12 protein-coding genes are annotated in these 11,670 nt (G+C 66.3%); 5 read left to right on the forward strand and 7 right to left on the reverse strand.

From position 1 onward, the window contains the following. Window positions 1-303 (reverse strand): amidohydrolase family protein (locus tag ACNPNP_RS13180; protein WP_448966490.1); only part of this gene is annotated, 303 nt, incomplete at its 3' end. A 226-nt stretch (window positions 304-529) separates the two neighbouring features. Between ACNPNP_RS13180 and ACNPNP_RS13185 the strand changes: the two genes are divergently transcribed. Further along, window positions 530-1,327 (forward strand): IclR family transcriptional regulator, encoded by a 798-nt coding sequence (locus ACNPNP_RS13185; RefSeq protein ID WP_448966491.1) that lies wholly within the window; start codon window positions 530-532, stop codon window positions 1,325-1,327. Between the two features lie 6 nt (window positions 1,328-1,333). On the opposite strand, the gene ACNPNP_RS13190 is transcribed toward ACNPNP_RS13185, so the two are convergent. The 6 genes from ACNPNP_RS13190 to ACNPNP_RS13215 are packed head-to-tail and all read right to left on the reverse strand — an operon-like array spanning window position 1,334 to window position 7,419. After that, entirely contained in the window at window positions 1,334-2,314 is a 981-nt protein-coding gene (locus ACNPNP_RS13190) for an aldo/keto reductase (RefSeq protein ID WP_448966492.1), read from the reverse strand. 30 nt (window positions 2,315-2,344) lie between these two features. Continuing rightward, window positions 2,345-3,526, reverse strand: coding sequence for an acyl-CoA dehydrogenase family protein (locus ACNPNP_RS13195; protein WP_448966493.1), 1,182 nt, complete (start codon window positions 3,524-3,526; stop codon window positions 2,345-2,347). Next, window positions 3,526-4,404: an amidohydrolase family protein gene (locus ACNPNP_RS13200; protein WP_448966494.1), complete on the reverse strand. Its 879-nt coding sequence runs from the start codon at window positions 4,402-4,404 to the stop codon at window positions 3,526-3,528. The genes ACNPNP_RS13195 and ACNPNP_RS13200 overlap by 1 nt, the downstream gene beginning before the upstream one ends. Continuing rightward, window positions 4,401-6,005 (reverse strand): AMP-binding protein, encoded by a 1,605-nt coding sequence (locus tag ACNPNP_RS13205; protein WP_448966495.1) that lies wholly within the window; start codon window positions 6,003-6,005, stop codon window positions 4,401-4,403. Before ACNPNP_RS13205 ends, ACNPNP_RS13200 begins: the two co-directional genes overlap by 4 nt. Further along, window positions 6,002-6,937 (reverse strand): SDR family oxidoreductase, encoded by a 936-nt coding sequence (locus tag ACNPNP_RS13210; protein ID WP_448966496.1) that lies wholly within the window; start codon window positions 6,935-6,937, stop codon window positions 6,002-6,004. The genes ACNPNP_RS13205 and ACNPNP_RS13210 overlap by 4 nt, the downstream gene beginning before the upstream one ends. Beyond that, window positions 6,934-7,419, reverse strand: a complete 486-nt coding sequence (locus ACNPNP_RS13215) for a MaoC family dehydratase (RefSeq protein WP_448966497.1) — start codon at window positions 7,417-7,419, stop codon at window positions 6,934-6,936. The genes ACNPNP_RS13210 and ACNPNP_RS13215 overlap by 4 nt, the downstream gene beginning before the upstream one ends. A 167-nt stretch (window positions 7,420-7,586) precedes the next feature. On the opposite strand from ACNPNP_RS13215, the gene ACNPNP_RS13220 reads away from it, so the two are divergent. The 4 genes from ACNPNP_RS13220 (at window position 7,587) to ACNPNP_RS13235 (ending at window position 11,640) form a co-directional block, all read left to right on the forward strand. Next, a complete protein-coding gene (locus ACNPNP_RS13220) occupies window positions 7,587-8,690 on the forward strand; it encodes a hypothetical protein (RefSeq protein ID WP_448966498.1) in 1,104 nt (367 codons plus the stop codon). Window positions 8,691-8,721: 31 nt separating this feature from the next. Further along, window positions 8,722-10,002 carry an aconitase X gene (locus ACNPNP_RS13225; protein ID WP_448966499.1) on the forward strand — a complete coding sequence of 427 codons (1,281 nt, stop codon included), beginning with the start codon at window positions 8,722-8,724 and terminating at the stop codon, window positions 10,000-10,002. Then, window positions 9,999-10,406 carry an aconitase X swivel domain-containing protein gene (locus ACNPNP_RS13230; RefSeq protein WP_448966500.1) on the forward strand — a complete coding sequence of 136 codons (408 nt, stop codon included), beginning with the start codon at window positions 9,999-10,001 and terminating at the stop codon, window positions 10,404-10,406. Before ACNPNP_RS13225 ends, ACNPNP_RS13230 begins: the two co-directional genes overlap by 4 nt. A 133-nt stretch (window positions 10,407-10,539) precedes the next feature. Further along, complete coding sequence (locus ACNPNP_RS13235; protein WP_448966501.1) at window positions 10,540-11,640, forward strand: ABC transporter substrate-binding protein; 1,101 nt, start codon at window positions 10,540-10,542, stop codon at window positions 11,638-11,640. Window positions 11,641-11,670: the final 30 nt, after the last annotated feature.

Here is an 11,670-nt window from a genome sequence, read left to right on the forward strand (position 1 = left end):
CCCCCCCGCGACGATCTCGGCCATCGATTCATTGACGTAGCGGGAGATGTCGCGCCCGAGATGCGCGTCGACGGTGGTGTTCAGCAGTGGCGGCATCGGCGAGACGATCTCCTGATCGACCCCCGAGGAGTCCATCGCTTCGATACGGCTCTCCGCGTCGAAGAACGTCGCGCGGGCTCGGAACCGGGTGGTGCCGAACACGAGGGTCCTCGCCGTGTCGGCATCGATCGGCTCCATCGCGGGAAACCCTTCCCGCAGAGGAAAGGTCCCCGGAATCGCGTGGGCATGGGCGTCGATGATCATGCGTCCTCCTCGTTGAGACCTGCCGCCGGATCGAGACCTGCCGCCGGCCGGCGCCTCCACTCTCCGACTGCGCAGGGGTCGAAGCATCCGACCCTTCCACCTGATGGAAGACCTTCCGAAGTGATCGACGCGCCGTTCCGCCTCGACGACCGCCGTTTCGCGTCAATAGTGAACGCTCAGCGTACTGATAGGTGTCAAAGCGTACAAACGGGAGTATCCTGCTGTCATGACGATGGCGCCAGTGAAGGTCCTCGATCCCGAAGCCGGGTCTCGCTCCGTCGTGGATCGGGCACTCTCGATTCTCGGCACCTTCCAGGGCCATCGCGCGCGTCAAGCACTGTCGGACATCAGCCGCAACAGTGGCTTGCCGATCGCCACGTGCTATCGCATCGTTCAGCGCCTCACGGAATGGGGCGCGCTCGAGCGTGATGCCGACAGTCGCTACCGAGTCGGCCTCCGGCTGTGGGAAGTCGCGTCCCGTGCACCGCGCTCGGTCGGCCTGCAGCGGTACGCACGTCCGTACCTTCTCGACCTGTACGAGACGACCGGCTTCGCGACGCACCTCGCCATCCGCGAGGGCACCGAACTGGTTTCGATCGAGCGGTTCCACAACCCCCGCACCACGCCGCGTCGGCCCGTCGTCGGCGCCCGCTACGACCTGCACATCACCGCCATCGGGCAGGTGCTGCTCGCCTACGCACCGCGGCACATCCGGGAAGAAGTGCTCGCAGGCGAACTGGCCGCGTACACCCCGTACACCTACACGGACCCGGCGGAACTGGAACGGGTGCTCCTTGACATCCAGCGCACCGGTTATGCCGTGAGCGACCGACAGGTCGACCTCGAGAACGTCGCCGTGTCCGCCCCCGTCCGAGGAGTGGACGGCTCGGTCATCGCCTCGGTCTCGCTCTCGTACCCCGTGAACACGGGCGACCTCCGCGGCATGGTGCACCTGATCCGTCTGACAGCGACCTCGATCTCGCGCTCGCTCGCCGCTGCCGGCTTCGGCGATCTTGCGGAATGAGCAGGGTCAGACGAAGCCTTCTGCCCTTCGCGGCGTATACGGCGCCTCGAGGCGCGCGACTTCGTCAGCGGTGAGTGCGATCTCAAGGGCGCTCACGGCGTCGGAGAGGTGGTTCGGTTTCGTCGCTCCGATGATCGGGGCCGAAACGGTCGGCTTCGTGAACTGCCACGCGAGGACCGCCTGCGCGCGGGTGATGCCGCGCTCGTCGGCGATGGCCGCGATGGCGTGCGCGATCGCGCGATCGGATGCCTCGTCCTGGAGGTAGAGCTTCGCGCCCGTCTCGTCCGATCCCAGCCGATCGCTCTGCGCACCGTGAGCACGCGAGAGCCGACCACGTGCGAGAGGACTGTAGGTGATCACACCGACGCCGGTCGCAGCGCAGAACGGATGCATCTCGCGCTCTTCCTCGCGCATGATGGGATTGTATTGATCCTGCATCGACACGAACGGCGTCCAGCCGTTCTGACGTGCAGCGTGCTGCATCTGGGCGAACTGCCAGGCCCACATCGACGACGCGCCCAGGTAGCGCACCTTGCCAGCGCGCACGACATCATGAAGCGCCTCCATGGTCTCCTCGATCGGGACGCGGGAGTCGAACCGGTGAATCTGGTACAGGTCGATGTAGTCCGTACCGAGACGCCTCAGCGACGCGTCGATCTGCGTCATGATCGCCCCGCGTGACAGTCCGCGGTCATTCGGACCCGAGCCCATCGGCATGGCGACCTTGGTCGCGATCACCACCTGGTCGCGAGTCGTGAACTCGCGCAGTGCCCGTCCGGTGATCTCTTCACTCGAACCGAGCGAGTACACGTTGGCGGTGTCGAACGTCGTGATCCCCGCTTCGACGGCCTCGCGGAAGAACGAGCGGGAATCCTCCTCGGCGAGCGACCAGCCGTGACCGCCACGCCCCGGTTCGCCGTAGCTCATGCAGCCCAGCACGAGGCGTGAGATGGTCAGGCCGCTCGCACCCAGTCGGGTGTACTCCATTGCGATCTCCTCCTGCGCGCCGCGCGCCGGTCACCGGGTGAATGCCGAAAGACCGGTGATCGCCCGGCCGACGATGAGAGAGTTCATCTCATGCGTGCCCTCATAGGTGTACACCGCTTCAGCATCGGTGAAGTATCGGGCGAGGTCGTGGTCGACGCGGATCCCCTCCGCACCCGCGATCTCCCTGCCGAGTGCGACGGTCTCGCGTACACGATCGGCAGCCCAGGTCTTCGCGAGTGCCGCGACGGACTCGGTGAGTGCGCCTCGGGACTTCAGGTCGGTCAGTCGTACCGCGAACGCGAGAGTCGCCGTCGCGTTGCCCAGCATGCGCGCGAGCTTCTCCTGAATCAGTTGGAAACCCGCGATGGGCCGCCCGAACTGGTGCCGAGCGAGCGCATAGCGAAGCGCTGCTTCGTAGGCGCCGATCTGCATGCCTGCCGCATTCCAGCCGATCACGTACCGCAGCTGGGCGAGGATTGCGGAAACGTCGCTGAACGAGTTGATCCGTTGCAGCCGATCCGACTCCGGCACCTGCACATCGTCGAGAGTGATGTCACCGTTTCTCACCATGCGCAGCGCGATCTTGCCGCGGATGTCAGTGACGGTCACTCCAGGAGACTCCCTCGGCACGAGGAAGGCCTTCGCCGCGCCGTCAGCGGCGTCCTTCGCCACGACGAGCAGCACATCGGAGAGCGCGGCATTGCCGATCCACCGCTTGCGCCCGGTGAGACGCCATGTGTCACCGTCTCTCGTCGCCGCAGTCTCCATGCCGTGCGCGACATCGGAGCCGTGATCGGGTTCGGTGAGCGCGAAGCATCCGGTGAGTTCGAACGAGGGGATGCGCGGATCGAGACGCGCCACCTGCTCGGCGGATCCGCCCTCGCGCACGACCGTGCGGAACATGCCGACCTGCCCTCCGTACAGCGTGGCTATCGACGCGTCGAATCGTTGGAACTCGAAGTGCTTGAAGCCCACGTATGCCGGACTCAGGCGGCCATCGGCGTCGAGAAGTGCGGGGTCGTCCTCCAGATGCAGCGCGGCGAGTTCGCCCCTGAGGTGCGCAGGGGATTCTCCTGCTTCCCACCAGTCGGCGAGGTGCGGACGCGCGCGCTCCTCGAGGAGGTCGCGCAGCGCCTGGAGTTTCGTGCGCTCGGACGACGTCAGCAGTTCGTCGACGTAACCGAGCAGGTCCGTCGGCGGGGCGTCGGACATCAGCGCAGACCGAGGAGACGCACGGCGTTGTCCTTGACGATGGCCTGGACGGCGGCGTCCGGGAACTCCAGCTTCGCGAAATCGTCGAGCCAGCGGTCGGGCGTCAGCGCGGGGAGATCCGAGCCGAACAGGGTCTTCGCGTTGAGGTAGGCGCGCGCGGCGCGCACGAGGGACGGCGCGAAGTACTTCGCGGACCAGCCCGAGAGCTCGATCCACACGTTGCCCTTGTGCGTCGCCACGGAGAGCTGCTCATCCTGCCAGGGAACACTCGGGTGAGCCATGACGATCTGCATCTCGGGATGCCGCGCGGCAAGGTCATCGAGCAGCATCGGATTCGACAGGCCGAGCCGGAAGCCCCACCCGCCGGGCAGCTGGGCACCGGCACCGGTCTGCCCTGTGTGCACGATGATCGGCAGGCCCAGTTCCTCGATGGCGCCGAACAGCGGTGTGTACGCGGGGTCGGACGGATCGAACGCCTGCACGGTCGGGTGGAACTTGAAACCCCGCACCCCGATCGCCGCCTGACGGCGTGCCTCCTCCACAGCGGCTTCACCCTGCAGAGGGTCGACGCTGCCGAACGGGATGAGCACGTCGGAGTTGCGCGCGGCACCCTCCACGATCTCGTCGACGCTGTTCGGCGCATGGCCGAGGTTCGTCGTCGCATCGACCGTGAACACCACCGCACCCATTCGCCGCTCACGGTAGTACGCCGCTGTGGCATCGACATCGCGCGGCTTCTCGGTGCTCTTGAAGTACTTCGCGAGCGCCTCGGTGAGCGCGGGAGGCGATGCCGTGCGGCCGGTGGAGTCGACGGAGACATGCACGTGCACATCGATCGCCGTCAGCGTGTCCGGATCGAATCCGGGGATCGGGCTCATGCGCCCAGCTCCTGCAGTTCACGCATCGCGTCCTCCTTCACTCTGGCGAGTTCCACCTTGCCCGTGAGCGATCGGTCGAGGCTCGCGCGCACGAACAGGTGCCGCGGCTTCTTGAAGCCGGCGAGGCGCTCGCCGACGTACTCGAGCAGATCGACGGGCTCGATCTCGGCTCCCTCGGCGGGCGAGACCATGGCGCTCACGGCTTCGCCGAAACGCGGATGCGGCAGCCCGAAGACGATCGCGTCGCCGACACTCGGATGGTCGAGCAGCACCTGCTCGACCTCGGTGGGGAACACCTTCTCCCCGCCCGTGTTCACGACGGCGGAGAGGCGGCCGAGGAGATCGATCGTTCCGTCGCCGTTCGAGCGCGCCCAGTCTCCGGGAACGACGTAGCGGTGGCCGCGGATCTGCAGGAACGTCTTCGCGGTCTTGACCGGGTCTCCGTAGTAACCCTTCGGCAGCACTCCTCGAAAACCGAGGATGCCGAGCGCCCCGGCCTCGAGCGGGACTTCGTTGTACTCCTCGTCGAGCAGCACCGCGCCAGGGGTGAGCGCGAGACGCGCCGGCAGGTCATCGACGCTCTTCGTGATGCCGAACGCGAACGGACCGCCTTCGCTCGACGCGAGCAGATCGATGATCTCGAGGTCACCCAACGAGTGCAGGCGGTGCTTCACGTCGTCGCTGAACCGCATGCCTGACGAGAAGATCCACCGAACGTGCGGGAGCCCGCCGTTCAGCTCCGCGATCTCGGAGAGCGGCAGCGCGAGCGCGTCACCCGCGACGATGAGCCGTGTCGCGCGGTGCTCGCTCATGAGGCGATATGCCTCGGCGACGTCCATGCTCGGTCGGGCATGCAGCACGACCGTGCCGCCCAGCGAGAGGGATCCCATCGTCATCGATTGCGCGGTGCCATGCAGCATCGGGCTCATCGGCAGAGTCACGACCTTCGGAGTTCCTGGATCGGCCGCGATGGCGATCGCGTCGTCGAGAGTCTTCGGCGGCTCGATCCCGATGACGCCCCAGGTGGACTGCCGCCGGGCGTCCAGCAGGGTGTCGAGATCCCACACCACCGCCTTCGGGGCGCCCGTCGTCCCGCCGGTGTAGAGCCGCAGGTCGGCGCCGGCAGGAGCCTCGGCCGGCATGGAGCCTCCACGCGCGACGATGTCTTCGTAACGCACGGCGCCGGGTATCGCAGCGTCGCCGTCATCCATGACGACGACGATCGGGATGCCGAGCCCGGCAGCCGCCTCGACCGCGATGGCCGCGAACGATGCCGGAGCCACGAGCACCTTCGAGTCGGAATCGATGAGGAGGGCACGCACCTCGCTCGCCGTGTAGCGGTAGTTCAACGCGACAGGAGCGACGCCGGTGGCCAGGCACGCCCAGGTGAACGTCAGGAACTCAGGGCGGTTGTAGAGGAGAGTCGCCGCGGCGTCGCCCGTCTGCAGACCGCACTCCTCGATGAGGTAGCGGGCGAGCGCGCCGGATTCGGCGCTGAACTGCGACCACGTCATCTCGCTGTCGCGAGTGATGATCGCGGTGCGCTCAGGCACTTCGCGTGCGATGCCCTGCCAGAGGTCCGAGTAGTGGATGCGGGTCACTGGACTGCCCCCGTACGCGATCGCGGGCCGGATGGCTGCGCCTGCGCGGCGAAGCGCTCGCGCCACGCGCTGTCGATGCCGGCGGCGCTCCACCCGCCGTCGGAATACTCTTCGTCGAGCACAGTGGGGTGCGAGTACAGCGAGATCCTGTCCCCGCCGATGCCGATCGCCTGTCCGGTCACCGACTGCGACCTGTCCGAGGCGAGCCAGACGATGAGCGGTGCGACATCCTCCGGACTACCCAGCCCCTTCTCCCGTCGGATCTCTCTCGGAATCGGCTCACCCGCGAGGTAGCGCTCGTACAGCTCGGCATACGCGGGGATCGTGCCGGTCATCGGCGACATGGCGATCGGGATCACGGCGTTGGCTGTGATGTCGGCGCGGGCGAGCTCGAGCGACCAGGTCCGTGCCATCGCCACCAGACCCGACTTCACTGCCGCGTAGTTGGTCTGACCGAACGAGCCGAGTTGCCCGGCGGGCGAGCCGATCACGATCAGACGCCCTCCCTCGCCCTGTTCGCGCATCCGGATGGCAGCGGCACGACCCGTGGTGAACGTGCCACGCAGGTGGGTCGCGACCACCGCGTCGAAGTCATCATCGGACATCTTCCACAGCACACGATCGCGCAGCACGCCCGCGTTGGCGACGAGCACATCCAGTCGGCCGAACGCCGTGACGGCGTCCTCCACCAGCTGCTCGGCGGTCTCGGCCGGCCCGCCGGGTCCGACCGACACGACCGCGGTACCGCCGCGCTCCTTGATCTCGGCCACGGCTTCCGCCGCGGAAGCGGCGTCGACGTCGTTGACGACCACGGCGGCACCCGCGTCGGCGAGAGCTGTCGCGTAGGCACGCCCGAGGCTCCGACCCGCACCCGTCACGATCGCGACCCGGCCGTCGAGCCGGATGTCGGCGGCGGCGTCCACGCGGCTCATCGGTAGTGCCTGAGCACGAGTTCGGCGACCACTGCCGGTTTCGTCGCGCCTTCCACCTCGAAGGTGAGGGCGAGAGTCACCTGCCAGCCCCCCGGTACCTCTTCGACCTGCGCGACCGTGCCGCGCACACGGATGTTCGCGCCCGACGGTACGGCGGTGGGGAATCGGATCTTGTTGAAGCCGTAGACGATGCCGGTCGTCGTTCCGGTGACCCGGTAGATCTCGCGCAGGTGCGGAACCACCATCGTCAGCGTCAGCATCCCGTGAGCGATGCGTCCGCCGAACTGCGACCTCGCAGCGACTTCAGCATCGACGTGGATGGGGTTGTCGTCGCCGGACAGCTGCGCATAGACATCGATGTCCTCCTGCGGGATGGCGCGCCATGTCGAGGGACCGAACTCGCGACCGGTGATGTCGCCGACCTCATCGATCGTGGTGAACACGCGCGTCGTCTCTGCCGCCGTGGAGGAGTTGTCTGTCATTTCCGGCTTCCTTACCTGAGGGTGCTCTGGCCATCCTGCCGTGTCGGAGACGTCACGACACGAAGCTTTTCGCCCAGTGAAACCGGGACGGACGGCCCGACCAGGCGTATGCGAGATTGCTTGCACCTCGCAGGGTGGGTCCCCGCGGATACGAAGGAGTTGCACGCATGTCTGTCACGGTGTCCAGCACGCACGAAGTCGATTCGGACGAGATCCGCAAGGCGCTCGACTACTACTGGGAGAACGAGTGGACCGATGGGCTGCCCGTCGTGCCCGTGACGGAGTCCTATCTCGCGGAGTTCCTCGCAACCGTCACCCGCGACCCGAACGAGGTGCTGTTCACCGTCGCACACCTCAACCGCAGCATCACCGTGCGCCTCGCCGCACTCAACGCTGCGCTCGCCGGATGCAGACCGGAGTACTTTCCCGTCGTGGTCGCCGCGTGGGAGTCCGTCGCGAAAGAGCCGCACCCCGCGCGCGGCATCTGGCAGTCGACGACCGGAACAGCACCGTTCCTCGTCGTCAACGGTCCTGTCCGAGGCGAACTGGACATCAACAGCCGCGGCAACATCTTCGGCTCGGGTTTCCGATCGAACGCCACGATCGGGCGAGCCGTCCGCCTCGGCCTCATCAACGTGTTCGGTCTCAACCCGCACGGACTCGACCAGGCCACGCAGGGCAACCCCTCCAAGTACACCGCGGTCGTAGGCGAGAACGAAGAGCAGAGCCCATGGCCGTCATTCGCCGTCGAGCATGGATTCGGCGCCGATGACAACGTTGCGACGATGTTCGTCATCCGCTCGGTCATTCACATCGAGGCACGTCACACGATGATTCCCGAGCAACTCGCCCTCGACTTCGTCGACACGATCTGCCGTACCGGCGCACTCATCCACGAGTACACGTCGACGTTGCTCGTGCTCGTGCCCGAGCACGCGGCGATGTTCGCGAACGCCGGTTGGAGCAAGGACGATCTGCGGGCATACATCTTCGAGAACGCCGTCCGCGATCGCGAAGACCTGGCGCGGGTGGGCAAAGAAGCACTGTCCAACAAGACTCGCTGGCGCCTGCCTGCCGACCACCCCGACTCGACATCGGACACGGCGAGCGGCACAGACACCCCGGATCGGGTGCGGTTGCTCAGCCATCCCACGAACGTGCAGATCATCGTCGCGGGTGCCGACAACGCCGGAGTCTCGGCCGTCGTCGAGGTGTTCACGCTAAACCCGCCTCGTGCGATCCCGTTCTCATCCACCAAGATCGAGGCGTAGCAGGCCCCGCGACACGACTCGAGGAGTGGCGATGAAGCTCACTGAAGAGGAGAGCTCGATGCGCGATGGCGCAGAGGGCGACGCGGTCGCGGCCGCGATGGACCTGCTCATCCGCTATGGCGACGCGCTCGGAGCAGAGCGCCTCGTGAACACGCGCAATGTCGCGGGAACGATGACGCAGCCTTCGCCGGCGAAGGCTCAGCTGGTGCGCGAGAAGGGCTGGGCCAAGGCCTATGCCGTCATCAACCTCGACAGCGACGATGACTTCGAGATCCCTCGCATGAAAGTGCCCACGTGCCAGCTGCAGCACGGTTTCGCGGAAGATGCGGACGGGCTGACGAGCTATCCGAAGCAGTCGATCGAACTGCAGACCGACGCCGAGTCCTACTATTCGGAGCGCGGGGTCAACGTCCTGGCCACGTGCACTCCCTACCAGGTGGGCAATCTCCCGGTGCGCGGCGAGCACGTCGCGTGGATGGAGTCCTCGGCCGTCGTCTACGCCAACTCGGTTCTCGGTGCGCGGACCAACTGCGAAGGCGGCGCGTCCACGGGGGCCGCTGCGCTCACGGGCAAGATCCCGTACTGGGGGAATCACCTCACCGAGAACAGGTATGCGACTCACCTTCTCCAGGCCGACACGAGCATAGACACCTTCCAGGAGTGGGGTCTGCTGGGCTACTACGTCGGTGAAGTCGTGCAAGAAGCTCGGCCGGCGATCGTCGGCTCACTGGCTCAGCCCGACCTCGCCGACCTCAAGCACTTCGGAGCCGCGACCGCGACATCCGGCGGAGTGGAGATCTACCACATCCCGGGAATCACTCCTGAAGCTCCCACGCTCGAGGCCGCGTTCGGTGGAGGCACGGTTCCGGAGGCGATCCGCTACGGCGACGCCGAGCGACGCTGGGCGTACGAGACGCTGAACGCCCAGGGTGACAGCGATGACGTGGACTTCATCCTTCTCGGCTGCCCGCACGCCTCGCTCGACCAGATCGCGCAGGTCGCCCATCTGCTCGAGGGACGGCGTCTTCACGAAGGCACCGAGCTCTGGGTCATGACTCCGCGGGCTCTTCGCACGATGGCGGACCGCAATGGATACACGCAGACGATCACACGCGCCGGCGGCAAGGTCCTGACCGACTCGTGCCCGGCGATGTCGCGTGCTGCACCTCCCGGCACCCGCGTGTTCGCGACCGACTCAGCGAAGCAAGCGCACTACCTGCCGGCGATCCTCGGAATCGAGGCGTGGTTCGGCACGCTCGACGAGTGCGTGGATGCAGCCGTCACCGGCCGGTGGCGCGGGGAGCTCGCGTGACGGTGGAGCTGCGCGGCCGCGGAATCGTGCCCGGTGTCGTCGAGGCGGAAGCGCTCGTCACACACGACCCGATCTCGGGATTCGGTGGGATCGATGTCGCGACCGGCACCGTGATCGAGCCGCGGCACGAGCTGTTCGGCGTGTGCTTCACCGGCAAGGTCCTGGTGTTCCCTGGAGCGAAAGGCTCGTCGGGTTGGTCGGGCTTCTTCCAGTCGACACGCCTCATGGGCACCGCCCCTGCCGCGATGGTCTTCAACGTCATCACGACCAAAGCCGTGCTGGGAGCGATAGTCACGCGGGTCCCCACTGTCGTGGAGGCCGCCCCGAATCCGCTCGACGTGATTCGCACCGGGGATCTGCTGCGTGTCGACGGGAACAGCGGCGTCATAACAGTGCTTCAATGATTTGCGCGGTCATCAGTTTCGCCGACTGATTTCATCCAGTAAAAAGACCTGTTTCCTTCGCGAATCATGGTCGGCAGACTGATCCAACCGACCGCAGAGTTGCGGACAGGACGATCCGACACAGGAGTCGAAAATGCCCATAGCAGCGCAGAAACACAGCCCCTGGTCTTCCCGCTCGCGCCTTCGCGCTGCGACCGCCGTGCTCATCGCGGCATCGCTTGCGCTCGCTGGCTGTGCAGGTGCAGACAGCGGCACATCCGCAGCCGGCGACGAGGACACGCCGGCCGATCTCGACAAGATCGTCGTGGTCTCGTTCCTCCCGCTCCAGTCGTTCACCTTCACACCCGAGATGTACGCGTACTCGGCCGGAATCTTCGAGAAGCACGGTCTCGACGTGCAACTGCAGCCGGTGCAGGGCACTTCTGCGGCCATCCAGACCCTGCTGGGCGGCGCCACGCCGATCACCCGGGTCAGCACTGTCGACGTCATGCCGGGGATGGAATCCGGTCAGCCCATCGTCGGCATCGGCACCATGGCCTACCGCAGCAATCTGCGCGTCATCTCGACCAAGGAGAACCCGATCGAGTCCGCAGCGGACATGGAGGGCAAGGTGATCGGCCTCGGTTCCGTCGGCGGCACGAGCGAGAAGATGCTCAACTTCGCCCTCGACGACGCGGATGTGCCGCGCGATTCCGTGACCCGTCAGGCAGTGCCGGTGACGTCAGCCACCTACGAGCTGGTGAAGCAGGGCCAGCTCGACGGTTACGTCGTCAGCCTCGACACATCGATCGGCATCGTCGAGCAGAACGAGGATGCCGTGTCGAGCCCCGCGGGTCTGGTCGACGCTCCGGAGCGTCAGGTCTGGATCACGACGAAGTCGAACCTCGAGGACCCCGACCAGGTCGAGGACATCGAACGCTTCCTCGCTGCGATCAAGGAAGCGACCCAGGAGCTCATCGATGATCGGGAGAACGACTTCGCGAACGTCCTGACCACGCTGCGCGACAGCGGCGACTGGGACTTCGCAGCCTTGAAGGACGATGCCATCGCGGTTCAGGCCCTCGAGACGTACACGACCGAGACATGGATCGATTCGACAGAAGCCGTCGGCCTGCTCGAGAACGATGACGACTACTGGACCGAGATCTACGACGCGTACGTCAAGGGTGATCTGCTCGAAGGCGGCGGTGATCCGTCCGCCTGGATCACGAGCGACCTGCTTCCGACCGACTGACCTCGTACCCATCCCCCGGGGGGGGCCCCG

Source organism: Microbacterium xerophyticum, assembly GCF_053543555.1.